We start from the raw sequence: 22294 nt of genomic DNA on the forward strand, positions 1-22294 counted from the left end.
GCCCGGGTTCCTTCAGCGAGACACGACATGGCCACCCTGATCCTCAGCGTCGTCGGCAGCGACCGTCCCGGCCTGACCGAAGCCCTGGCCGGCGCGGTGTTCTCGGCCGGCGGCAACTGGCTGGAGAGCCATCTGTCGCGTCTGGGCGGGCTCTATGTCGGCTCGGTGCTGGTGGACCTGGAAGAGGCCCGGGTCGAGGCCCTGCGCGCGGCCGTCGGCGCGGTGGACGCCCAGGGACTGGAGGTCCGCATCGCCGCCGCCGCGCCCTCGGCCGCCGAGGCGACCGGCGAGGTGGTCGGCTTCTCGGTGGTCGGCCAGGACCGCCCCGGCATCGTCCGCCAGGTCACCGGCGTGGTCAGCGGCCTGGGCGCCAATATCGAGGCTTTCGAGACCCACCTCAGCGTCGAGCCCCACTCGGGCGCGCCGCTGTTCCACCTGGAAGCCCGCCTGCGCCTGCCCCCGACCCTGAAGGCCGAGGCCGTCCAGGCGGCGCTGGAGGCGATCTCGGGCGAGATCATGGTCGATGTCGCGCTGACGGCCGGGTGAGGGCTCAGCGCCCCCTCCCTCACGCCCCCGCCATCACCCCGCCGCCGGCCTTGATCGCCTTCATGCACACCGTCGTCGTGAACCGCTGGACCCCGGGCAGCTGGCTCAGGTCCTTGCGCAGCAGGCGGTCGAGGTCGGCCACGTCCGCCGCCACGACGCGCAGCAGGTAGTCGCCGGCCCCGGCGGTCGAGTGGCAGTCGGTGATGGCCGGGTGGCGCAGGACGGCGGCCTCGAAGGCCTCGTGGCGGGTGAAGTCGATGGTCACCTGGGCGAACACCGTCAGGCCCTTGCCCACCGCGCCGGGGTCGATGCGGGCGTGGTAGCCGGTGATCACCCCCTGCTTCTCCAGCGCCTGCACCCGCGACCAGCAGGGCGACTTCGACAGGCCCACCCGCTCGGCCAGGGCCGCGAACGAGATGCGGGCGTCGTCCTCAAGGATCCGGAGGATGGCCAGGTCCGACCGGGTCAGCGAGGTCATCGTTCTTTCCGATTTCAGAAATCCAGAATATCGTTCTAGCGTGGCAGGCCGTCGCCGCGCAAAGCGAAACAATGTTCCGCCAGAGGGCGGCTAACGTTCCGCCATGACCCAAGCCATGACCTACGGCCGCTACCTGGACCTGGACCAGCTGCTGGCCGCCCAGAAGCCGCTCAGCGACCGGCACGACGAACTGCTGTTCATCGTCATCCACCAGACCAAGGAGCTGTGGCTCAAGGAGATCATCCACGAGATCGGCCTGGCGAAGCGGCTGATCGCGTCGGGCGACGTCGAGCCGGCCTACAAGGCCCTGGCGCGGGTCTCGCGGATCCAGACGGTGATGACCCTGTCGTGGGACATCCTGGCCACCATGACCCCGGCCGACTATCTGAGCTTCCGGGGCGAGCTGGGGTCGAGCTCGGGCTTCCAGTCCCACCAGTTCCGCACGCTGGAATACCTGCTGGGCCTGAAGGACCAGAGCTTCCTGAAGTTCCAGGCCGAGGGCTCCGAGGGGCTGGCGATGCTGAAGGCGGCCCTGGCCGCGCCCAGCCTCTATGACGTCGCCATCGCCCAGCTGCCGCGGCACGGCCTGACGGTCCCGGACGCGGCCCTGCATCGCGACTTCACCCAGGCCTATGTCGCGTCCGAGGCGGTGGAGGCCGCCTGGCTGGCGGTCTATCGCGACCCGTCGCGCTATTGGGAGCTGTACCAGCTGGCCGAGAAGCTCGTCGACCTGGACGACGCCCTGGTCACCTGGCGCCACAAGCACGTGCTGACCGTCGAGCGGATCATCGGCGGGCGGCCGGGCACCGGCGGCACCGACGGCGTCGGCTATCTGGCCGCCACCCTGCGCCGCCGGGCCTTCCCCGAGCTGTGGTCGCTGAGGACCAAGCTGTGAGCGGGGCGCGCAAGGACCTGTTCTCGCGCGCCCTGTCCGCGCCGGGCCGGCTGCACATGGCCGCCCACAGCCACCACCTGTGGCCCGACGTCACCCTGGCGGCCCAGATCGAAGCCTGGGAGGACGCCGCCGTCCTGGCCGACCACAAGTGGGACAAGGCCCTGGGCCAGGTCTATCCGGCCGCCCAAGCCCTGGTCGCCCGCGAGCTTTCCCTGCCGTCTCCGGACACGGTGGTGTTCGCGCCCAACACTCACGTCCTGCTGACCGGGCTGCTGTCGGCGCTGGAGCGGCCGCGTCCGATCCGGGTGCTGGCCACCGACGGCGAATTCCATTCGTTCCGCCGCCAGGCCGCCCGCTGGACCGAGGCGGGGCTGATCGCGCCGACCCTGATCGACAGCGCCGCGCCCGACCTCGCCGAGCGCTTCCTGGCGACGGCGCGGGAGGGCGGGTTCGACCTGATCTTCGCCAGCCACGTCTTCTTCAAGACCGGCCGGGTGTTCGCGCGTGTCTGGGACCTGGCGGACCTGGCCGGGCCCGAGGGGCCGTGGGTCGTGGTCGACGGCTATCACGGCTTCCGGGCCGTTCCGACCGACCTGTCGGCGGTCGCCGACCGGATCTTCTATGTCGCCGGCGGCTACAAGTACGCCATGGCCGGGGAGGGGGCGGCCTTCCTGCACGCCCCGCCGGGCTTTGGCCCGCGCCCGGTCCAGACCGGCTGGTACGCCGAGTTCGGCGATCTGGAAGGGCCGCCCGGCGGGGTCGGCTACGCCCGCGACGCCAGCCGCTTCCTGGGCGCGACCTTCGACCCGTCGGGCCTCTACCGCTTCGTGGCGGCGGGGCGGATGCTGGAGGCCGAGGGGCTGAGCACGGCGGCGATGGCGGCCCACGCGACGCGGCTCCAGGCGCGGCTGCTGGCGGCGATCGCGGCCGGGGAGGCGGGGCCGTTGAGCGAGGCTAAGATCCTCAATCCGCCCGGCGAGGGACCCCAGGCGCGCTTCCTGGCCCTGCGACACCAAAAGGCCAGCGCCTGGAAGCAGGCGCTGGCCGAAAAGGGCGTGGTGGTCGACGTCCGCGACGACGTGCTGCGGGTGGGCCTGTCGATCTATCACGACGAGGCCGACATCGCGGCGTTTCGCGCGGCGTGCGCGGGCCTTCCGGACTAAGCCGCCAGGCGCTCCAGCGTCTTCAGCATCGAGGCCATGGCCTCGCCGACCGGCTGGCCGTCGCGGACATAGTCGCCGGTCTCGAAGATGCGGACCAGGTCGTTGCGGGCCCGGCTGACGCGGCTCTTGACCGTGCCGACGGCCACGCCGATCACCTCGGCCGCCTCCTCGTAGGAGAAGCCGCCCGCGCCGACCAGGATCAGCGCCTCGCGCTGGCTCTCGGGCAGCATCTGCATCGCCTGGCGCAGGTCGTCCAGCGCGATGGCGCCGTCGAAATTGGTGTTGGCCACCAGGGTCCGCTCGGCGGTCTCCTGGTCCAGACCCACCGAACGCCAGCTGCGGCGCTTTTCCGAATAGAACTGGTTGCGCAGGATCATGAAGGTCCAGGCCTTCATGTTGGTGCCCATCTGATAGCTTGCCCGGCTGGCCCAGGCCTTGGCCACGGCCTCCTGCGCCAGGTCGTCGGCGCTGGTGGCGTCGCCGCACAGCGACCGCGCGAAGGCCCGCAGATGCGGGATCAGGGCGATCAGCTCGCGCTCGAAGGTCTTGGTCTGTAGCTGGTCCATGGGGGCCTCCCTCGACAATCTCACGAGCTCTACAACGAGCCGGAACGGGGGAGGTTCCAACGGGTAACGACGGTTGGTGACCGGCTTCAGGCGGCCTGCGCGCTTAGCCGCGCCACATGGGCCTCGAACTCGGCGCACACCGCCGCCTTCTCCTCCGGCGGCAGCCAGTTGGACATCTGCGGCGTCACCACGGTCCAGAACGCCAGCTCGCGCGGCGTCAGCGGCATGGTCTCGGCCCCACGCAATGCGGCCAGCACGGCCTCGAGACGCGCCCGGATCGAGTCCACCGACGGAACGGTTGGCTCGACGACGACAGGTTGTATGAATAGCTCAAGCTGAGACATGGCTGAATCATCGCGTGATTCGGGCGTTGGGCCGGTTTGGTATGACACGGCGTCGCGCTGAAACGAGGTTGGGGACGGGAATGCCTGCGGATTTCGAAGTCTACTTCAGAGCGCTCGCGGCCACACCGGTCGACGCCAAGACCGAGCACTCAGACCGCGGCGCGCTGGAGGCCCTATTGCAAGCGGCGGCTAACGACGCCGAGCCAGGCGCCCACGTCCAGCATGAGCCGCCGCGCGACAAGAGCGGCGGCGGCTCGCCCGACTTCAAGGTCACGCGCCAGGGTCGGATCGCCGGCTATGTCGAGGTCAAGACGATCGACGAGAACCTGTCCAAGGTTCTCAAATCCGACCAGATCAAGAAGTACCGTAAGTTGTCGGACAACATCGTCCTGACCGATTACCTCGAATTCTGCTGGCTCAAGCCCGACGGCGAGACCGTGCGGGAGCGTCTGGCCTATTCCGACGACCTGTCCTCGAAGACGCTGCGGCTAAAGCCGGAGTCGGTCGAAGCCGTGCGCCTGCTGCTGCGCGGCTTCTTCTCGGCCGCGCCCCAGCGGATCGGGCGATCGCACGACCTGGCCCTGGCGCTGGCCAGCCGCGCGGCGATGCTGCGCGACTTCCTGACCACCGAGCTGACCCGCCAGCAGAAGGACCACACCGAAGGGCGGCTGTTCGCGCTGTTCCAGGCCTTTCGCGATCAGGTGTTTCACGACCTGACCATCGCCGACTTCGCCGACGCCTTCGCCCAGATGCTGGCCTATGGCCTGTTCCTGGCGCGGCTGAACGCGGGGCCGGCCCAGACCATCACCCTGACCAATGTGCGCCAGTTCATCCCCGGCAGCTTCGCCCTGATCCGCGAGCTGGTGCGCTTCCTCGACGAGATGGGCGAGGCCGAATACCGCGACATCCGCTGGGTCATCGACGAGATCCTGTCGATCGTGAACGGCGTCGATCTCGGGGCGATCCATAACGATCTCAGCTTCCGGTCGCGCAAGGCGATCAGCCGCAAGATGCGGGCCGGAGACGAGGAGGAGCATCGCCTTTTCGAGCGCGACCCGTTCATCTACTTCTACGAGGACTTCCTGAAGGCCTACGACCCCGCCATGCGCAAGGGGCGGGGCGTCTATTACACCCCGCCGCCGGTGGTGAACTTCATCGTCCGCGCGGTGGACGACATCCTGAAGGACAAGTTCGGCATTCGCGACGGCCTGGCCGATCACCGCAAGGTCACGGTGCTGGACTTCGCCGCCGGCACCGGCACCTTCCTGTTGGAGGTGTTCGAGCGCATCTTCGCCAATATCGGCGGCGCGGACGCGGGCCGCGCCGACCAGATCGTGCGCGAGCACATCGCCAAGAACCTGTACGGCTTCGAATACCTGATCGCGCCCTACACGATCGCCCACCTGAAGCTGTCCCAGTACCTGAAGGACAAGGGTTATCCGCTACGCGACGACGAGCGGTTGCAGGTTTTCCTGACCAACACGCTGGAGCCGGTGAAGCCGGAGCGGAACTTCCTGATGCCCGCGTTGGCGGCCGAGGTCGAGGCGGCGCAGCGGGTTAAGGATCAGCCGATCTTGGTCATTACCGGCAATCCTCCGTATTCAGGACACTCGAAGAACAATGGATCGTGGATCAAGGAGCAGATAGACGCCTACAAGTTCACAATAGAGCAGGATGAGAACGGCCTGACCGTTCACAAGCCGCTCGGTGAACGCAATCCCAAATGGCTCAACGACGACTACGTCAAGTTCATTCGCTTCGCCCAGCAAAAGATCGACGCAGTCGACGAGGGGGTTGTTGGCATCATCACGAACCACTCATGGCTGGATAATCCGACGTTTCGAGGCATGCGTCAGTCGCTGATGAGGACGTTCGACCAGATCTACGTGCTCGATCTTCACGGCAATACGAAGAAGAAGGAGAAGGCTGCGGACGGATCGAAAGACGAAAATGTCTTCGATATCGAGCAAGGTGTCGCTGTCAGTCTATTTGTTAAAAAAGCAGGCTTAGAAAAAGGCGTCTGGCGTGGCGACCTCTGGGGTAGGAGGCTTGAGAAATATAGGTCAGTTGCAGAAGCGGACCTCACTAATATAGGATTTGGACGTATTGACCCTGTCTCAGATAATTATCTATTTGCGAAGCAAAATGCCGAAGTTAGGGCTCTTTACCAGGCAGGGTATTCTCTTATCGACATTTTTCCGATTAATGTCCTAGGTTTTTAAACTCATCGTGACGCTTTCGCTATCTCGTTCACGAAGACCGAGATGAGAGAGAAACTTGAGGCGCTCGCGGATCCCCAGAAGACAGATGGCGACCTAGAGAAATCATACGGCATCCGAAGCAATCGCGACTGGAGTCTAGCCTCCAGTCGCGCCTTAATTCGAGAGAATATGCCCGCAATAAGCCAGGTTGCTTACCGCCCGTTTGACTCTCGCTGGAGTGAGTTCGGCAAGATTACGATGGACTATCCCCGCCGAGAGTTGCTCGATCACGTAGCCGATCGAGATAACCTCTGCCTCTTGGCTCCGAGACAAATCGGAACCGCCACGTGGAGACATGTTTTAATAGCAGATTGCCCCGCTGAGAGCTGCCTGATTTCTAGTGACACGAAGTCCCAAAACCAGGTTTTTCCGCTCCATCTCGCAACGGGTGCGGAGAATTTAGCGCCGAAATTCCGCGATTACGTCGATACTACATACAATCATCATTACACTCCCGAGGAGGTCCTCGGCTACGTCTATGCTATCCTAAACGCTCCCGCCTACCGTTCCCGCTTCTCCGAGTTCCTGAGGATAGACTTCCCCCGCATCCCCTTCGCCGAGACCAAGGCGCAGTTCGATGCACTGTCCGACCTTGGCTGGGACCTGGTTCAAGCGCACTTGCTTCGCGACGTTCCCGCCGCGACGCCGCGCCTCGGCGTCTATCACGGCAAGGGCGACCACACGGTCGAGGCTGTGCGATACTCGCCCGAGGAGCAGGCGATCTGGATCAACAAGAGCCAGAACTTCGCGCCCGTGCCGCAGGCGGTCTGGGATTTTCATATCGGCGGCTACCAGGTGCTGGACAAGTATCTGAAGTCGCGCAAGGGGCGCGCGCTGTCGCTGGACGAGACCACCCACATCGGCGCCGTCGCCGAGGTGCTGGCCTTCACCATCGACCAGATGGCCAGGATCGACGAAGCCTATCTGGACGCCTTCCCGGAACAGGCGGCCTAGGGTCGCTTTGGCGGGGATAAGTCGGCGGTCGGACTGTGCGCGGGGCGCCGGGCGCGCGATACTCGGGGCCGGAATCAGTTTTGGAGTCCCGCCATGGGCCAAGCTCAGCGCGCGCTCGACGACCCCCAAGGCGACCTGTTTGGCGCCGCCGAGTCCGTCGGTCCGGCGCCGTATCAGGTCAAGCCCGAGCATGTGCGTAACCGCCTGGTCGACATGGTCGAGACGATGCGGGGCGCCAGCGCCTGGCCGTGGTCGGCCTCGCGCGTCAAGCTGTTCCGCGAAACGGTGTGGCCCTACCTGCTGGGCCTGCTGGACGAGGCCGAGGCCGCCGACTGGCGCGCCAAGCTCGACGCCGAGGCCGCGCGGCTGGACGGCTGACGCCTAAACCCCCTTCTCCCCTTGCGGGAGAAGGTGTCGGCGCAGCCGACGGATGAGGGGTTTCCCGGAGGCGCCCGCGCGACCCCTCACAGTCCTTCACCGCTATGCCTTCGCCTCCGTGGCGAAAGGACAACCTCAGCGGGGCTTGCATGAGGGCCTTTCGGTCTTCGGCCCAAGCCAGGATCGTTTCGAGATCCCCGAGCAACCGAACATCATGCTCGCCGCGCCGCCCGGTCGGGGTAACAACGACCTTCTCAATCAGACCCCGTAAGGCTGTCGCCGCCTCGGTGCGATTATCGGGGTCGGCGAGCGCCTCGGTCAACCGCTCGACCTTGCGGCGGTATAGCTCGGCGATGTTGGGGTGAATGTCGGGAACATCGCGAGGGGCTTCGGCCAAGGCCGCCTCAATGGCGGCGACCTCGTTCTCCAACTCGCGAAGACGACCGACCATCCCCGGCGTGTACTCGCCTTGCTCGATCATGGTCATCAGGCCCTTGTACGCCTTACGGGCCTTCTCCAGCCGCTGACGATCCACCGCCTCGTTAGCCCGGCGCTGATGGTTGAGCCGGTTGGTCTCCTCGATAAAGGACCGCATGGCCTCGGCCGCGATCTGCGGCGTCAGCAGCCGGTCTCGCAGACCCATAAGCACACGCGCCTCTAGCCGATCGGCGACCACCGTCGTGCTGTTCGAGCAGCCTTTGCCGCTGGCGTGGCCAATACAGGCCATCCGACCATTGCCCCGCCGACTGATCGCCGCGCCACAGACGCCGCAGGCCACGAGCCCCGAAAGCAGGCTGATCGGGCGCCGCGCCGCCGAAGCCGCGCCCAACAGACGCTTGCCCTCTGTCAGGGCCTGCTCATAGACGCGCGAGAACTCCTCCTGGCGGGCCTTGGCGGCCTCCCATAAGGCGTCATCGACGATCCGCAGGTGCGGCACGTCGGCGTGAACCCATTCGCTTTCGGGATTGGCCCGGCGCTTGACGCCACCCGTGTCGGGGTCGCGAAGATCCCTGGCCCGGTTCCAGACCATCCGGCCAACATAGAGCGGGTTATTGAGAATGCCGTGGACGCCGTTGCACTTGCCGCGAATGGTCTGCGAACTCCAGTTGCGGCCGCGCGGCGCCGGGACGCCCGCCTCATTCAGGGCCAAGGCGATCTGACGCGGGCTCTTACCGGCCGCATAGTCGCGGAAAATGCCCCTGACCACTTCGGCCTGCTCGGGGATGATCTCGCGCTCGCCGGTCGTCACCTTGCCGGCGGCGTCGAAGGCGCGGACGACGCCGTAGCCATAACACTTGTTGCCGCTGGCCTTGCCAGCCTCCACCCGCCCGCGAAGACCGCGATGGGTCTTGGCGGACAGCTCTTTCAGGAACAGGGCATTCATCGTGCCTTTCAGGCCGACGTGCAGCTCGCTGATCTCGCCCTCAGACAAGGTGACGATCGGCACCCCCGCGAACCGCAGGCGTTTGAAGAGCGCGGCGATGTCCTCTTGGTCGCGACTGAGCCGGTCCAGCGCCTCGGCCAGGACCACATCGAACTTGCCCGCCATGGCCTCATGCAGCAGCGCCTTAACCCCCGGACGCAGGATCACCGTCGAACCGGAGATCGCCGCATCCGAGTAGCGTGCGACGACGGTCCAGCCCTGGCGATCGGCGTAAATCTGACAGACCCGGAACTGGTCCTCGATCGAGGCCGCCGACTGCTTGTCGTCGGAATAGCGAGCGTAAAGCGCGACGCGGGTCATCGGGAAACTCCCTTCAAGCTGGGGTGTCGTCGGCATTGGCCGCCGCCATCCGCCGGGCAAATTCCTCACGCGCGATCTGGCGGCCGATGAGCCGCGCCAGGGTCAGCAGCGCGGCCTGGCCCTGCTCGCTGATCGGCGGGCCATCGTTGGCGGGGATGAGAGGCTGTGCAGGCGGGGGAGAGGGGGCGTCCATGCTTGGCTCCACAACTGGAGCCAACAGGGTTTGGCGCGCGTCGCGTGAGGTCAAAGGCGGGGCGGGGCACGATGCGGCCCCCAATGTCGAACTTTGGAGAACCCCGGAGACCTCGCCGGATATCCCGAACGTCAATGGGGAGAAAAAGCGAAGAGCGAAATTTTGTCGGGTCAGAGCCGCCAGACGCGCCAGACCGGCAACGAATCCGCCATTCACACGCGACGATCTGGGGTTTGGGTCCCAATTCATTGCGCTTAAACCGGCAACGTTTTGGCGGCGTAGGCGGCGCCACAGCCGGGACAATGCGCCTTGGACAGGAAGGTCCAGGCCTTGTTCACGAACGGCCAAGGCGTGTCCTCCTGCAAACGCAGGAGGCGATAAGCGATGGCGAGCATGGCCGTGGCGTCCTCGATCGTGCGCGGTGTCAGCTTGCCCAGAGGCTCCAAGGCCTCTTCGCAGACATCGCCAAGGCGCCGGCATTCGGCGTCCACGGCGTCCATCTCAGGCCCCATCGGCAGGGCGCTGATCTGGGCGTCGCTCATGTTGAAATAGTTGAACTGCTTGGCGGCCTGGACTTCCAGCTCGGACCACCGATTGCAGAGGCGGCTGATCTCCATGTCCACCGCCACCCAGGCCGCGCACCGTGTGGGGATATCGACAGCGCCTGGCGCTGGAAGTCCCCGCACAGGCCCCGCGAACGGAACGGCGGTTGCGCCGATGACAGCGCGACGTGAGATGGCAGGCGGGCGAGCGCCGTCGCCCGTCTTTCGACGCTGGGCCATAGCGTAGGTCCTGATTCAGTGAGTATCGTGAGACTATAGCCTCAAGCCGCCTCAATCAATCTAAAAGTACGTTGAGGCGTACAAAAAGTACGTTTTAATGATCACCGCATCTCAAATCAGAGCTGGTCGTGCGCTCGTGGACTGGACAGGAGCAAGGCTTGCAGAGACGGCCGGCCTTGCGTTGCAGACCATTCGGCGGATGGAAAGTCAGATCGGTCCGGGCCGTAGCTCTGCTGCCAACGTCGAGGCGGTCCGCCGAGCGCTGGAAGAGGCCGGTGTCGTTTTCTTGGATGCCGATGAAGCCAGTGGCGTCGGCCCAGGTGTGCGCCTCAAACTCTAGGAGGCTGCGGTTAAGCCGCAGGCGCGGAGCGCCTAGCTAGGCTTAAACCGCTTGCCGAGCCCAAGCCGGGCGGTGAGCGGCCGGTCAAGGGGGCGCGGAGCGCACCGCCGCAGGCGGCGGCAAGGCCGCCCTTGAGGGGGCGATCACCGGCTGGCCGCCGACGAAGTCGGCAATGCCAAGAACCGGACCCTCGCAATTTCCGTTCGGGGTGGATTGCTGCCGCAAGGGCCTCTAGCTTCGCACTATGACCAATTGGATGAGTAGAGGCTGTCAGCACTGCCGCGCCGGTATCCTGATGGGTCGTTCGGACGTACCGAACAAAGTGGCCACAAGCATCGAAGCGCACGCACATCTTCGCCATTGCCCCTTCTGCGGGTCGTGGTGGCAAGAAGGAGAGCGCGAGGCCCACGTTGTCAGCGAAGAGCAGGCTCGATCAACTTTCTACAGCTACTTTGGCGGCGATCATGAGGAGCCAAAGACGTTTTCGGCGGCGATCCTGAACGTCCTTGGCTCCGCGTTGGACGCGGGCGGCTCGATCGAAGCTGTCGCGCAGTGGTCGAAGGCTCTCGTGGTCCATATGAAACGTCCCCTGACGGACGCCATGCGGGTCAGCCTGAGAGAGAAGTCTTCCGATCTGCGCTTTTTCCAGCACGCCCGAGATCCCCACTACGAAGCTTCTGAGGGGTTCATGGACGACCGCTCGGCGACGGCAATCAGCTTCCCATTGAGCTGATCTTTGGCGCTGAAGCAGACCTTCCCAAGGTCTCAGGTGGGTCGGGAACGGAAATGAGCGCCCTAGCCGAAGCCGGACATTGAGGTCACCACCCCGCCACCGCTCTTTCACTCGGCCAAGGTCCGGTTGTCGGTGCGGTGCCAATTTCGGGTCCCGACCCTGAGCGGACTCCGACCTGCCAGTAGCTCTCAGCGCGCAGCGGCTCGCTCAAAGTCGCCCAGCGCGAACTGAGGTCTGGCGCAGGAGCTTGTGGACAGCTCGCTGCCCTGCGTGCGGGTAAGTACGAGAACGTCTCGTGATTGAACGAAGTCTATACCGCAGGCAGCCCCCCAAGCACCGGGCGCGTGCGCGATCCGCTGAACAGCGCGATGCCCGCCCTTCAGTGTGCGGGAGACAATGAACTCAGTGACCACGTATCCTTCGCGCCCCTTTGCCGAGTCAGGCACCGTCGATACCGCGCGTCCAACGAACGCGACATCTGCAAAGCCGAGTTGGTCCGAGGCACTTCTCCAAGTTGGACAAGAGCATGCCCACGCCACTCCGGCGATCAGCCCCCAGGCAGTTACACAGATCAGCGTAGCAATGATGCGCATGACGACACGTTAGCAAGAGCGCCTCGTCTACCAAAGCCCGCTCCCCACCCTTGAGCGACGTTCGTGCGTTCCGATTTTGAGGCGACCGTCAGATGGATGTGCTAGTGCGGCTTTTCTTGTGCGAGCACTATGCAGGCCCTCCCGATGCTTCAGCCAAACGACGGTTCCCGCAATTGGACGGCGCTAATTGGCTTGGCCTTCGTCATCGCCCTCATCGCGGTTGTGCTGTGGCAATCGGCGAATGGGCAGGACGTCACGATCACGGTGAAGGGGATCGGTCCAGTGCCAGTAGCGCCGGCGTCTGCCGGCAGCTAACCACCCTCAGCGGACCTTAAGCGGTCCAGCAGGGAGCGTTGCCACATAGTCGGCGATGGCGGCGACGGTGGAGGCTGTGTGGAAACGCCTCTGACGTAATGGAGAGGTGGGGCGGCGCGGAGCTTTCTTTCTCAGGCCCGCATCGCCGCGATCAGCGGTTGGGCGCCGACGACGGCGATGGCGCGCTTGAGGTTAGGGTGCTTCGGGGTTTCCACACAGCCTCGGCGGTTAGCGAACCTTAGGCGGGTCGCTTTCAAGCAGGCTTTGAACCATTTGAGCGACGTCGAACGCCGTGCCCGGCACGATGATCGGCTCCGCGCCACGATCAGATCCGAAACCCTTAGATCCACGATTCTCGTCCTCTTCGACGAGAAATCCTTCTGGAGACTTGAGTATCGAGATCCGTCGGGCGTCGCGCATGAACGCCCTGTAGCTGCGAACTTTCGCGATTTTCAGAAAGGGTTGAAAGCTAAAACCATCCTTTCCTGTGTCCGACACGAACCGATAGGACCTCGTCAGGGCCTCTTCGATCTGACCGCCGAAAAGCCTGGCATCAATAGGCTGAGGCACGAAAGAAGGTTCAATCTCCAGGCCTATGCCAGCCTTGGAGCGGGCGATCGGCGCAACGATGAGCGCGCCATTCGAACGATAGACGACAGCGTGATGGTGAAGTTTGACAGAGGCTGGAGACGCCCATTTTCGGAGCCACTTAAACAGGGCGCTGCCCTCCGGGAAAATCTTCAAAACCTAATACAGCACAAAGCCTCGCATCGGACAGGCCGCATGAATGTCCGCTCAGGGTCGGGAACGGAAATAAACCCCCATGCCGAAGCCGGACATTGAGGCCACCGACCCGCCACCGCTCTTTCAGGCGGCCAAGGTCCGGTTGTGGGCGCGGTGTCAATTTCGGGTCCCGACCCCGAGCCGAAGTTGGGAAGGTCCGTTGGGCGACAACGCCGCTGAACGTCCGAATGCTGGCGCCGTGCTCCCGGCGACGAACGGCCCTTGATGGACATTCACATCTTCCATCGGATGGTTCAGGCTTCGCTCATGGCCAAGCCGACCGCGCGCCAGCGCTATTACCTTTTTCAGATTGCTCTGCTGCGCGGATTTGGCGTGTTCGTCGGCGCCCTTAGCTGCGTGCTCGCTGCCGCAAACCTACCCGAGGCCATCAGGCTACGGGACGCTGTCCTGCTCGCTGGCAACATTGTCGGTGCGGTTATCGTGTTTGGCGTCGGCGTCGCGCTCTATTTCGGCGGTCGGGCGATACAGCGTCGCTATGAGGCCTACATTGAGAGCGAAATCGATTGAGCTACGGCTCCCGACTGAGCAAGGGCAACGCCCCTTTCCCACCCTTCTCGGAATTCGGAAGGGTCCGCTTTCGCGGCTGGCGCCGATCAGAACGTTTCCGGCTCTTTCCCTTTCTTCGCCAGAGCCTGTCTTTCTTCGACGGGCGTGCGCGGGGGATTGCGAACCATGCGGCCTGACCGGCGCAATGGCGGCCAGGAGCCGCCGCCATGCCCGATGCCACGTCTGCCGAGACCACCGTTGAGCTGATCTGGCTCAAGGACCGCCTCCAGCGCTGGGTCCGCTTCGGCCGGCCTGCTGACGAAATCGTCCACGACCGTCGCCGCCGCGCCGCTAGCTTCGTCCCTGGCGCGGTCTTCGCCCTCGTCCATTGGGAAGCCGGCTACTACGGCACGACGCTCTCTCGCCTCTGGGTCCTTCGCGCCATCGAGCCGGGCGAGCCGTTTGACCGCGTTCCGTTCGTGAATCCCGGCGCCGAAGTCCTCCTCGACCTGAAGACCTGGGTGAAGGTTCGCGCCGGCCTGGAAGCTATCGACGCCATCGAGGCGCTGGGCATCAATCCCGAGCGCGTCTGTCCTGACCACTGGCGCCATGTCGGCGGCCGGATCGCCGTCGCCGAACCGCCATCGCCCTACACCCGCGCCCGCCATCGGGCCTGGCTGTCGCGCAAGCGCTTGGGCCTCGTTGACGAGGACGCGGCATGAAGGTCGAGACGAAGGTCTATCTGCCGGCCGATCTTGCCAAGGCGCTCGATCAACTGTCGATCCGCACCCGCCGACCCAAATCAGAGATCGTTCGCGCGGCCCTGGCTTCGTTCATGTCGCCAGACGGCGCCGAACGCACCGAAGCGGCGCTGCTGCGCCGCCTGGACCGGATGAACAAGCACATGGAGCGGCTGGAGCGCGAAGCCCAGGTCGGCAACGAAGCCTTGGCTATCTTCATCCGCACCTGGCTGGGCGCGACACCGGTCGTCTCGGCCGCCGACGAGCCGGCGACGCGGGCGCTTGGCCAGAAGCGCTATGGCAACTTTATCCAGGCCCTGAACCGGCGCCTCAGCAGCGGCGCCTCGCTCACCGACCAAGCGTTCGAACCAGGCGGGCTTGGGCTCGATGGCGACGAGCCCGCCGGGCGCTAGATGCCGAGGCCTCGGCTACGTCCGAGCTGCCAGGAGATGTTACCGCCCATCTCAACCGTGCCGGCGATGTCCTGGCCCCGATAGCGCTCCATCACGGGCCGCCACGGCACGAGCGCGAAGTCCATGTGGCCTTCAATGACCGCGAACTTGCCGGACGCCATCTGCACGCTATCCACCAGTTTGCCGCGCACACTCTCGCCGGGCTCGGGCATTCGGAACGGCAAGCCCCTGTCCTTGGCCATGGCTTCGCCGCGCCAGTTTATCTCCTGACGCTCCAGCGTCGCCAGCAAGTCTGGCTTGGCGCGCCAATCGCCATTGGCGCCGCGCGTGGCGTGGCCTTGTTGGACCAGCGCCTCCCGCCGTCGATCGAGCGCGCGCTCGACCTCAGCGCCAAAGCCCTGCGGTGCGGCCTCTAGCCGTTCACCTCCAGCGAGCCGACGATCGAGCCAGGTCGCGCCATCGCTCCGGATCTGGCTCTCCAGGTCGAAGGCCGACAACAGGCGCACCTGGGAGCGGCGGCCCTGCTCGAAGGCCTCGGCGCGGGCCGCGAAGTCCTTGGGAATGCTCCAGGCATCCTCGCTCCAGCGTTCCACCAAACCGGCCCGGCGTATCGCCTCCAGTCTGCGAACATGCGCCTTGACGAGATCGTCGGCGCTGGCGCCGGGCGGGAGCTTCATCTCGCCACTGAGCAGCCGCTGTCGATGATCGCTGGGGCGATAGACGCCATCCTCGGAAAGGCTGGCAATGGTTCTGTCCGCTGGTCGGCTGGCGGGTTTGGCGCCGGTCTCGACGACAGCGCCGATGCGGATATCGGCGGCGGTGTCGCCATCGACCTCGACGTGCCGGACTCGGCCGTCGATCCCATCGACCACCAAGCCGACCCGATCGCCCAACTCGTCGGTCAGGCGCTTATCGATCACCCGCCCGGCCTTGGGCGTTGAGGGATCGTTGGCCGGGTCGATGACGAAGGCCTCGGGGTTGGCCTCGCGCCCGCGCCGGCTGACCGCTCGGCTCATGGCGCGGATGATGTCGCCGCGCTCGCCAAGGCCGCGCAAGGTCGACTCCAGATCCTCCGAGAGCCGCCAGACGCCGGGAGAGACCTGCTCGGCGAGGTTCATGCGCTCCAGGGTTCTGAGCCGGCCTTGGCGCAAGGTCGCCTCGTGATCGGCGCGAACCTGGCCGGCGTCTGGTCGCATGTCGACGGTGCGCGCCGCGGTCATGTCGGCGACGAGGCCGCAGTCGATGTGCGTGAAGCGCTCGGCGGTGATCTCGGCCTCGCGCTTGCGGGCGACCTCCTGCTCGGTCTGCAAGCCTAGCTCCAGGGTCGCCAGTTCCTGGGCGCGATGGCGAAGGCCGTGGGTCAGGTAGTCCTGGGCGATGATCAGGTCTTTGCCCAACTCGTCCTTGCCTCTGACCACGACATGGCTGTGCGGATGGCCGGTGTTGAAATGAACGACCGCCACCCAATCGAGTTTGGTCCCGAGGTCGCGTTCCATCTGGCCCATGAGGTCGCGCGTGAAGGCGCGCATGTCGGAAAGGTCGGCGCCGTCCTCGGGCGCGACGATGAACCGGAACTGGCGGCGGTCGCCGGCGCCGCGCGCGGTGAAGGCCGCGCCGTCAACGCCTTCGCCATCGCGATCGTAGAGGCCGGCGGGCTGACCATCACGGGTGACGCCATCGCGCACGAGGTAGCGCAAATGCGCGCCGGCCGCCTGGCTCCCAAGCTTCAAGGCCGCCATGCGGGTCTTGATGACGACGCGGCGAAAGCGGGCGCCACCGCCGCGAAACTTCATCGCGTTGGCGGCGTCTTGGCCTCGGCCGATCCGCGAGCACCGGCCGGGTGAGCCTGAGCGTCTGGTCGGGCTTCGGCCACTCGATCGCGACGCCGTCCGTGCCGGATTGGCGACGAGGCGCGAGAGGCGCTGTCCACGACCTAACGCTTGCCGTCCGTCGCTGCGGATGCGGCCAGGCCGGATCTCGAAATCCAAGAGGTGGTCGTCCATGGCGCCAGCTTGCGCTCATGGCCTCCAGCGGCAAGCGTGGCTGGGAGTAGGGGCGCCTATGGCGCAGAAAAAGAAAGACTCCAGCCTCGCGGCGAGACCACTCCCGCTGCTGATGGTCTTGGAAATTCCAGTGTGCAGACAACCGCGTGAGGGTCCGTTGGCCCCGGACGCTTCAATCTTGCCGTTGACCGTTGAGACACAAAATTCGGAGCGTTGCGGCTTACTCCAGGGCGCAGCCTGATGATCGTCTCTCAAAACAGTCGCGTCAGTGCGTTCTGGTGTATTGAGAACAATGTCACCGTGATTGCGACCCCACGGGCTCACGCCCTCCAAAGAAGCTTGTCTATGACCGAATACACTCACGGCGGCGGTGGTCGAGACGAAGACGCGGCGCAGTTCTTAGACGATCCGTTGGTCTCCGAGGCCTTGGGCGCACTACTTGACGAATTTGCGCGGGAAACCGATCGCGGCGCGATCCTAGTGGCCGCAGACATAGTGTCGTCTCATCTAGCGCTTACGATCAGTGAGTTGGCTCCGTTCTCAGCTAAACGAACTAAATCTCTTCTGGGCTATCCAGGCCTACTTGCGAGCTTTTCCGCACGTCTCGACATGGCCTATATGGCCGGCTTCATTAGCAAGAATGTCTATGATTCCGCCGACGCGCTAAGGAAGCTTCGAAACGCGGCTGCTCACTCGCAGCGGGCTTTTAAGCTTGCCGATCATCGTCCCCGACTTTGGGAAATCGCGGACCTGGGTCCCAACATTCCAGCGACAGTTAATCGTTTTGCCGCTGAGGCATTGCTGAAGTCCTATGTAGACAGCCTGATGGCTAGCGGTCCTGAATTGGAAGCGCAGATCGGGAAAAACCCTTTCTCTACACCGGCCGAAGCGATCGCACTCTTGCGTGAGAGGCCAGAATTTATTGATCAGTTGCAAGACAGATTACCGCGCCATGAACTGGCTCTCGCGGTGTGGTTGCTCCTTGGGCTCATGTCTCACAAGCGAAAGCGGCACCCGGCTTCGAAGGAGCAAGGATAGCGCCTTAAATGGTGCTTGCGGCAGTTGCTGCTAAAACTTCGGCGCCGTTACGCGCGGACATAGGCCTTAGTCGGGCGGCGGAGGGAGCAGAGCCGCCTGGCGCGCTCGGCCTGGCCAGCCGCCAGGCCGTTGGGCCCGTTGTCCCGACGTGCAGCCATGGCCGCCAGGTTCGCGGTCGTGTAGCCTCGAATATCGCTTCTCAGCGTTGCCTTACGCGCTAACTTCAAGCTCGAGCTTTGAGGGCGCGGACATGTTTTGGTTGTGGCTCTGTATGGGCGTACTGGTAGGTGCCGTTGGCGGTTTCTTGATCGCTGCCACGACCCTTGGCAAGATTGTGCAAGAGACAACCGAACAGAGCGCCCGGCGATCGGCGGCCGACCAAGATTTGTTAATGCGGACCTTCCGCCGGGAACTTGGTAACTGGCTCTTCAAGACCAATCCAGACCGATACATTGCGCTTTACGCCCGGGCTCGCGCTATCGAGGCTGATATATTGTCGGCTGATGCGACCACCAGACACGCATTGTTGAAGCGTATAGCCGCCGATACGCCGTTTATTTCGGATTTCGATTTCGTCGGGTCGAGAGAGCACGTCTTGTATTCGGACGCGCTTGGAACAGTTGGGCATGACGAGGTCGAGGAGAATTACCTCAACATCATTCGCTGGCAATCTTTGCAGATCGCCGGCGATCCGGCTTGGAAATACGTCGCCAAACCGACAAGTGATTCCGATGCTGAGCACGCAATCACCTATGCAAAGCGACTCAAAGATACCCGTTTCAAAAAGCGGCTTAATGAAACAATGCGGCTCTATTGGTTTGCGCGTAATACAGAGAAATCTCTCGACTTGAACAATGACTTTTTCTCTGTGCGCTACGTCCACCACTTCGCCGAGAACCGCTACGGGATCCACCTAAAGGATACCAACGAGTTCGGCCTCTTCTCGGTCTTCGACGACGGTGAACGCAGATTTGAGAGCTACTACCGATCCTCGCCCGACTTTAGCGAGGAAATTGTGCTCGACGCCACAGTTCAGGAATAGCGCAGCCATGCCTTCCATCAAACTCAACGTCCTGTCAGCTAAACTGACTTCTACCTTTGGCGTGGGTTACGGCGTCGCAGGCGACGGCAAATGGGCTTTGGTGTTTAGCGTAAAGCCCGCCTTTCCAGATCAGCTTGAACTCGGGACGGGCGAGGAAATTGGGAAGCTGGGGCCGTCCGGCGAGTTCGATATGAGACTCACATTTCGGAATACGGAGCCCGAGTTGGTAGAGTGGGCTACCGAACGCACAAAGGGTGTCAAGGACACCTTCAGGAGCGACGAAGACATCGTTTGCGGCACGATGAGCTACCACGCCGAATGGAGCAGCAAGGACGGATTGGAGAGCACTCCAGCTTCGATCGTATTCGATCTCTACACCCCGTCCGAAGTGATGGCTTCGCTGGTGCGTTTCGCTGAAAGCGGCCGCTTCGTAAAGCAGATTTCTATCGAAGTGCGTGGCTTGGAATACGGCTGGGCGCCCGACGGAAGTGTCAAGAAATGGGCGGATAATACCGACCAAAAGATGTTGCCTGTCGTGAACGTGAGCTACGAGCTTCCATTGCTTGAAATCCCGGAACCTGACTACGACGATGACGAGACTAAAGCGAGGCGTGCGCCACAGACATCGGTAGGTGCCGACCTTGCGCCGTTGTTGCGAGAGTCGATGAAGCTGCAGCGTTGGGCTTTGTATGCGCTCGCGATTATCGCGGGTGCGGTCGCACTGAAAGGCTGGCGATAGATAGCCGACCTGTGGACAGATACTTAGAACCGTCTAGCTTAACGGTGCCTTTGGGGGGGAAGATTTGGAAGCTGCTTCGCTCGCCTGGACCATCGTTGGCGTGTTCGCGACAGTCATAATCGCGCTCATTAGCGCGCTTCTTTATCTCCAGAACCAGTTCGCTCAACGTAATGAACGCAAATGGGACCGAGCAATCAAGCTCGCAGCCATAATCGGTGACGCCGCGTCTCCCGATGTAGTCAAAGCAGTGGCTCGCTTGGGCCTCGAAGATGTAGGGATCGAGCTGAAGGAGCGTGAGGCGGAGAAGTCTCCGTCGCCCTTCCGCGTGATCGTAGACGCCTTTGAGCCGCTCCCCAGTCGCGAGAATGTTGACGCAATCAGCAAGGCCGCTTCTGCTGGAGTCGCCAACGATGGCGCCGGCAAGCTCGATCCGGACATAGCGTTTGCCATGCGAGTGATGGAAAGGGCCGCTAAGATATCGTTGAGGCTCTTTACGGCGCCGCGATTTGCCAGCAGCGCGCGGCCGGAGGACGACGGACGCATTCGCATCTTTCTGCTGCTGCTATTTTATCTTGCTTGTTTCCTGGGTATAGCCGTCGGTGCTTTTCGGGCGGCAATTGGATAAACAAAGGCGCGATCACCCAGCCGTCTGTAGATCGGAATCGTTGGTATTGTCGGTCTCGGTTGATACCCGACGCAAGTGCGCGAGGCGGAGGCCCTAGACCGATACACAAACCGTTTGTCGGTTTAGGGAAAAATGCGACCCCTCACCCGGCCCTTCGGGCCACCCTCTCCCGCAAGGGGAGAGGGGAGGGCTACCCCTTCCGGAAAAACCCGAAAATCCGCTCCGCCAGGGCCTGGCTGACGCCCTCGACCTTGACCAGGTCTTCGACGCTGGCGCGGCTGACGCCCTTGGCCGAGCCGAAGGCGTGGAGCAGGGCCTTCTTGCGGCCCGGGCCGACGCCTTCGATCTCGTCGAGCGGGTTCTTCTTCAGGTCCATCGAGCGGCGCGTGCGATGGGCGCCGATGGCGAAGCGGTGGGCCTCGTCGCGCAGGCGCTGCAGGTAGTAGAGCACCGGCGACTTGGGCTCGAGCATGAACGGCGGCTGGCCGGGCAGGAAGAAGCGCTCCAGGCCCGCGTCGCGGTCGGGGCCCTTGGCGACGCCGACCACGGCGATGTCGTCGACGCCGAGGTCGGCCATGATCTCCAGGGCCGCGTCCAGCTGGCCCTGGCCGCCGTCGACCAGCACGAGGTCGGGGCGATTGGCGTCGTCGCCCTCCTCCTCTTCCTTGACCAGGCGGGCGAAGCGGCGCTTCAGCACCTCCTTCATCATGCCGTAGTCGTCGCCGGGCGTGAGGTCGGCGCCGCGGATGTTGAACTTGCGGTACTGGCCCTTCATGAAGCCTTCCGGGCCGGCCACGATCATGCCGCCCACGGCGTTCGTGCCCTGGATGTGGCTGTTGTCATAGACTTCGATCCGCTCGGGCGGGGCGTCCAGCTTGAAGGCCTCGGCGACGCCGGCCAAGAGCTTGGTCTGGGCCGAGCCCTCGGCCATCTTGCGGCCCAGCGCCTCGCGCGCGTTGGTCAGGGCGTGGGCGACGAGGTCGGCCTTCTCGCCGCGCTTGGGCACGCTGATCTCGACCTTGCGGCCGCTCTTCAGGGCGAAGGCCTCGGAGAGCAGCTCGCTCTCGGCCGGCGGGACGTTGGCCAGGATCAGGCGCGGGATCGGCTTGTCGTCGTAGAACTGACCCAGGAACGCGGTGAGGATCCGCTGCTCCTCGGTGGTGGTCTCGTCCTCGCTCTCATCGGCGTTGCCGGTCACGCGCGGGAAGTAGGCGCGGTTGCCCCAGTTCTGGCCGGCGCGGAAGAAGAACACCTGCACGCAGGCCTGGCCGCCCTCGACGTGCAGGGCGACGACGTCGGCCTCCTCGACCGTCTCGGGATTGATCTGGGTCTCCTGGGCGACGGCCGAGAGGGCGCGGATGCGGTCGCGCAGGCGGGCGGCGCGCTCGAACTCCAGGTCCTCGGCCGCGTCCTCCATCGCCTTGGCCATCTGCGCCATCACCGCGCGGGACTTGCCGCGCAGGAACGCCTCGGCCTGGTCGACCAGGGCCTGGTAGTCGTCCTTGCCGATCAGGCCGGTGCAGGGGGCGGCGCAGCGCTTGATCTGGTGCAACATGCAGGGCCGGTCGCGCGTCTCGTAGACGCTGTCGCTGCACGAGCGCAGCAGGAAGGCCTTCTGCAGGGTGTTGAGCGTGCGGTTCACCGCCCAGGCGCTGGCGAACGGCCCGAAATAGTCGCCCTTGATCGTGTGGGCGCCGCGATGCTTCCGCAGCTGCGGCGCGTCGTGGTCGCGGCGGATCACGATCTCGGGGAAGCTCTTGTCGTCGCGCAGCAGCACGTTGAAGCGCGGCTTCAACGACTTGATCAGATTGATCTCGAGCAGCAGGGCGTCGGCTTCGGTGCGGGTGGTGACGAACTCCATGGCCCGCGTCGCGTCGACCATGTGGGCGATGCGGTTGGTGTGGAAGCGGCCCTGGGCGTACTGGACGACGCGCTTCTTCAGGCTCTTGGCCTTGCCGACGTACAGCACCTCGTCGGCCTCGCCGATCATGCGGTAGACGCCGGGCGCGTCGGGCAGGCGCGTGACCTCGTCCTTGATCAGGGCGGCGCCGGTCAGGCGAGGGGTGGGGGTGTCGGTCGTTGCGTCGGTCACGGCCGGAGATATAGGCGAGTCCGGCGG

At 64.4% G+C, this 22294-nt stretch carries 23 protein-coding genes and 1 pseudogene; 15 read left to right on the top strand and 9 right to left on the bottom strand.

What is annotated here, in order from left to right; all coding sequences use genetic code 11:
* The first annotated feature begins 27 nt into the window (after window positions 1-27).
* The gene (locus tag FCU40_RS08000; RefSeq protein WP_168074223.1) at window positions 28-546 is read left to right on the top strand and encodes an ACT domain-containing protein; all 519 of its coding nucleotides are present in this window, start codon (window positions 28-30) and stop codon (window positions 544-546) included.
* A 19-nt stretch (window positions 547-565) separates the two neighbouring features.
* On the opposite strand, the gene FCU40_RS08005 is transcribed toward FCU40_RS08000, so the two are convergent.
* A complete protein-coding gene (locus tag FCU40_RS08005; protein WP_004622556.1) occupies window positions 566-1024 on the bottom strand; it encodes an Lrp/AsnC family transcriptional regulator in 459 nt (152 codons plus the stop codon).
* A 103-nt stretch (window positions 1025-1127) separates the two neighbouring features.
* On the opposite strand from FCU40_RS08005, the gene FCU40_RS08010 reads away from it, so the two are divergent.
* Both FCU40_RS08010 and FCU40_RS08015 read left to right on the top strand, forming a co-directional pair.
* Window positions 1128-1919: a tryptophan 2,3-dioxygenase gene (locus FCU40_RS08010; RefSeq protein WP_168074225.1), complete on the top strand. Its 792-nt coding sequence runs from the start codon at window positions 1128-1130 to the stop codon at window positions 1917-1919.
* Window positions 1895-3082, top strand: coding sequence for a class V aminotransferase (locus FCU40_RS08015; protein ID WP_168074227.1), 1188 nt, complete (start codon window positions 1895-1897; stop codon window positions 3080-3082). The genes FCU40_RS08010 and FCU40_RS08015 overlap by 25 nt, the downstream gene beginning before the upstream one ends.
* Here the strand turns inward: FCU40_RS08015 and FCU40_RS08020 are convergent.
* Entirely contained in the window at window positions 3079-3648 is a 570-nt protein-coding gene (locus FCU40_RS08020; RefSeq protein WP_168074229.1) for a sigma-70 family RNA polymerase sigma factor, read from the bottom strand. The two genes, FCU40_RS08015 and FCU40_RS08020, sit on opposite strands and share 4 nt — an antisense overlap.
* Before the next feature lie 86 nt (window positions 3649-3734).
* Window positions 3735-3992 (bottom strand): hypothetical protein, encoded by a 258-nt coding sequence (locus FCU40_RS08025; protein ID WP_168074230.1) that lies wholly within the window; start codon window positions 3990-3992, stop codon window positions 3735-3737.
* An 80-nt stretch (window positions 3993-4072) separates the two neighbouring features.
* On the opposite strand from FCU40_RS08025, the gene FCU40_RS08030 reads away from it, so the two are divergent.
* From FCU40_RS08030 to FCU40_RS08040, 3 genes and pseudogenes are all read left to right on the top strand, one after another.
* Complete coding sequence (locus tag FCU40_RS08030; RefSeq protein ID WP_168074231.1) at window positions 4073-6214, top strand: N-6 DNA methylase; 2142 nt, start codon at window positions 4073-4075, stop codon at window positions 6212-6214.
* A 12-nt stretch (window positions 6215-6226) separates the two neighbouring features.
* Window positions 6227-7207, top strand: a pseudogene (locus FCU40_RS08035) (type ISP restriction/modification enzyme); the annotation flags it as partial.
* 93 nt (window positions 7208-7300) lie between these two features.
* Entirely contained in the window at window positions 7301-7585 is a 285-nt protein-coding gene (locus tag FCU40_RS08040) for a hypothetical protein (protein WP_168074233.1), read from the top strand.
* On the opposite strand, the gene FCU40_RS08045 is transcribed toward FCU40_RS08040, so the two are convergent.
* The 3 genes from FCU40_RS08045 to FCU40_RS08055 all read right to left on the bottom strand — a co-directional run bounded on the left by FCU40_RS08045 (window position 7473) and on the right by FCU40_RS08055 (window position 10139).
* Window positions 7473-9329, bottom strand: coding sequence for a recombinase family protein (locus FCU40_RS08045; protein WP_241693567.1), 1857 nt, complete (start codon window positions 9327-9329; stop codon window positions 7473-7475). The genes FCU40_RS08040 and FCU40_RS08045 overlap by 113 nt on opposite strands.
* A 13-nt stretch (window positions 9330-9342) precedes the next feature.
* Window positions 9343-9522, bottom strand: a complete 180-nt coding sequence (locus FCU40_RS08050; protein ID WP_168074234.1) for a hypothetical protein — start codon at window positions 9520-9522, stop codon at window positions 9343-9345.
* Between the two features lie 254 nt (window positions 9523-9776).
* The gene (locus tag FCU40_RS08055; RefSeq protein WP_241693568.1) at window positions 9777-10139 is read right to left on the bottom strand and encodes a hypothetical protein; all 363 of its coding nucleotides are present in this window, start codon (window positions 10137-10139) and stop codon (window positions 9777-9779) included.
* Window positions 10140-10401: 262 nt separating this feature from the next.
* On the opposite strand from FCU40_RS08055, the gene FCU40_RS08060 reads away from it, so the two are divergent.
* Together FCU40_RS08060 and FCU40_RS08065 are read left to right on the top strand one after the other, a co-directional pair.
* On the top strand, window positions 10402-10644 hold the full coding sequence (locus FCU40_RS08060) for a transcriptional regulator (RefSeq protein ID WP_168074236.1): 243 nt from the start codon (window positions 10402-10404) through the stop codon (window positions 10642-10644).
* A gap of 295 nt (window positions 10645-10939) precedes the next feature.
* Window positions 10940-11377, top strand: a complete 438-nt coding sequence (locus tag FCU40_RS08065; protein ID WP_168074237.1) for a hypothetical protein — start codon at window positions 10940-10942, stop codon at window positions 11375-11377.
* 1136 nt (window positions 11378-12513) lie between these two features.
* Here the strand turns inward: FCU40_RS08065 and FCU40_RS08070 are convergent.
* Window positions 12514-13029: a hypothetical protein gene (locus FCU40_RS08070; protein WP_168074239.1), complete on the bottom strand. Its 516-nt coding sequence runs from the start codon at window positions 13027-13029 to the stop codon at window positions 12514-12516.
* Window positions 13030-13335: 306 nt separating this feature from the next.
* Between FCU40_RS08070 and FCU40_RS08075 the strand changes: the two genes are divergently transcribed.
* The 3 genes from FCU40_RS08075 (at window position 13336) to FCU40_RS08085 (ending at window position 14728) form a co-directional block, all read left to right on the top strand.
* Entirely contained in the window at window positions 13336-13596 is a 261-nt protein-coding gene (locus FCU40_RS08075) for a hypothetical protein (RefSeq protein ID WP_206677319.1), read from the top strand.
* A 206-nt stretch (window positions 13597-13802) separates the two neighbouring features.
* A complete protein-coding gene (locus FCU40_RS08080; protein WP_168074243.1) occupies window positions 13803-14297 on the top strand; it encodes a DUF2840 domain-containing protein in 495 nt (164 codons plus the stop codon).
* Window positions 14294-14728 carry a ribbon-helix-helix protein, CopG family gene (locus FCU40_RS08085; protein WP_168074245.1) on the top strand — a complete coding sequence of 145 codons (435 nt, stop codon included), beginning with the start codon at window positions 14294-14296 and terminating at the stop codon, window positions 14726-14728. The genes FCU40_RS08080 and FCU40_RS08085 overlap by 4 nt, the downstream gene beginning before the upstream one ends.
* Here FCU40_RS08085 and FCU40_RS08090 read toward each other — a convergent pair.
* The gene (locus tag FCU40_RS08090) at window positions 14725-16521 is read right to left on the bottom strand and encodes a DUF3363 domain-containing protein (protein WP_206677320.1); all 1797 of its coding nucleotides are present in this window, start codon (window positions 16519-16521) and stop codon (window positions 14725-14727) included. The genes FCU40_RS08085 and FCU40_RS08090 overlap by 4 nt on opposite strands.
* A gap of 555 nt (window positions 16522-17076) precedes the next feature.
* Between FCU40_RS08090 and FCU40_RS08095 the strand changes: the two genes are divergently transcribed.
* The 4 genes from FCU40_RS08095 (at window position 17077) to FCU40_RS08110 (ending at window position 20175) form a co-directional block, all read left to right on the top strand.
* Window positions 17077-17769 (top strand): hypothetical protein, encoded by a 693-nt coding sequence (locus FCU40_RS08095; protein ID WP_168074247.1) that lies wholly within the window; start codon window positions 17077-17079, stop codon window positions 17767-17769.
* Window positions 17770-18040: 271 nt separating this feature from the next.
* Window positions 18041-18811, top strand: a complete 771-nt coding sequence (locus FCU40_RS08100) for a hypothetical protein (RefSeq protein ID WP_168074248.1) — start codon at window positions 18041-18043, stop codon at window positions 18809-18811.
* Between the two features lie 7 nt (window positions 18812-18818).
* Window positions 18819-19550, top strand: coding sequence for a hypothetical protein (locus FCU40_RS08105; RefSeq protein ID WP_168074249.1), 732 nt, complete (start codon window positions 18819-18821; stop codon window positions 19548-19550).
* A gap of 64 nt (window positions 19551-19614) precedes the next feature.
* Entirely contained in the window at window positions 19615-20175 is a 561-nt protein-coding gene (locus FCU40_RS08110) for a hypothetical protein (protein WP_168074250.1), read from the top strand.
* A gap of 190 nt (window positions 20176-20365) precedes the next feature.
* On the opposite strand, the gene uvrC is transcribed toward FCU40_RS08110, so the two are convergent.
* A complete protein-coding gene (uvrC, locus tag FCU40_RS08115; RefSeq protein ID WP_241693570.1) occupies window positions 20366-22279 on the bottom strand; it encodes an excinuclease ABC subunit UvrC in 1914 nt (637 codons plus the stop codon).
* Between the last annotated feature and the right edge of the window lie 15 nt (window positions 22280-22294).

The organism is Caulobacter sp. SSI4214, assembly GCF_012184455.1.
Taxonomy (GTDB): Bacteria; Pseudomonadota; Alphaproteobacteria; order Caulobacterales; family Caulobacteraceae; genus Caulobacter; species Caulobacter vibrioides_E.

Coding starts and splice junctions, on each gene's coding strand:
- FCU40_RS08010 (WP_168074225.1), top strand. CDS start 1,128: ATGACCCAAGCCATGACCTACGGCCGCTACCTGGACCTGGACCAGCTG.
- FCU40_RS08095 (WP_168074247.1), top strand. CDS start 17,077: ATGACCGAATACACTCACGGCGGCGGTGGTCGAGACGAAGACGCGGCG.
- FCU40_RS08080 (WP_168074243.1), top strand. CDS start 13,803: ATGCCCGATGCCACGTCTGCCGAGACCACCGTTGAGCTGATCTGGCTC.
- FCU40_RS08065 (WP_168074237.1), top strand. CDS start 10,940: ATGGGTCGTTCGGACGTACCGAACAAAGTGGCCACAAGCATCGAAGCG.
- FCU40_RS08090 (WP_206677320.1), bottom strand. CDS start 16,521: ATGAAGTTTCGCGGCGGTGGCGCCCGCTTTCGCCGCGTCGTCATCAAG.
- FCU40_RS08100 (WP_168074248.1), top strand. CDS start 18,041: ATGGGCGTACTGGTAGGTGCCGTTGGCGGTTTCTTGATCGCTGCCACG.
- FCU40_RS08105 (WP_168074249.1), top strand. CDS start 18,819: ATGCCTTCCATCAAACTCAACGTCCTGTCAGCTAAACTGACTTCTACC.
- FCU40_RS08045 (WP_241693567.1), bottom strand. CDS start 9,329: ATGACCCGCGTCGCGCTTTACGCTCGCTATTCCGACGACAAGCAGTCG.
- FCU40_RS08055 (WP_241693568.1), bottom strand. CDS start 10,139: ATGGAGATCAGCCGCCTCTGCAATCGGTGGTCCGAGCTGGAAGTCCAG.
- FCU40_RS08030 (WP_168074231.1), top strand. CDS start 4,073: ATGCCTGCGGATTTCGAAGTCTACTTCAGAGCGCTCGCGGCCACACCG.
- FCU40_RS08020 (WP_168074229.1), bottom strand. CDS start 3,648: ATGGACCAGCTACAGACCAAGACCTTCGAGCGCGAGCTGATCGCCCTG.
- FCU40_RS08075 (WP_206677319.1), top strand. CDS start 13,336: ATGGCCAAGCCGACCGCGCGCCAGCGCTATTACCTTTTTCAGATTGCT.
- FCU40_RS08060 (WP_168074236.1), top strand. CDS start 10,402: ATGATCACCGCATCTCAAATCAGAGCTGGTCGTGCGCTCGTGGACTGG.
- FCU40_RS08025 (WP_168074230.1), bottom strand. CDS start 3,992: ATGTCTCAGCTTGAGCTATTCATACAACCTGTCGTCGTCGAGCCAACC.
- FCU40_RS08005 (WP_004622556.1), bottom strand. CDS start 1,024: ATGACCTCGCTGACCCGGTCGGACCTGGCCATCCTCCGGATCCTTGAG.
- FCU40_RS08000 (WP_168074223.1), top strand. CDS start 28: ATGGCCACCCTGATCCTCAGCGTCGTCGGCAGCGACCGTCCCGGCCTG.
- FCU40_RS08040 (WP_168074233.1), top strand. CDS start 7,301: ATGGGCCAAGCTCAGCGCGCGCTCGACGACCCCCAAGGCGACCTGTTT.
- FCU40_RS08085 (WP_168074245.1), top strand. CDS start 14,294: ATGAAGGTCGAGACGAAGGTCTATCTGCCGGCCGATCTTGCCAAGGCG.
- FCU40_RS08050 (WP_168074234.1), bottom strand. CDS start 9,522: ATGGACGCCCCCTCTCCCCCGCCTGCACAGCCTCTCATCCCCGCCAAC.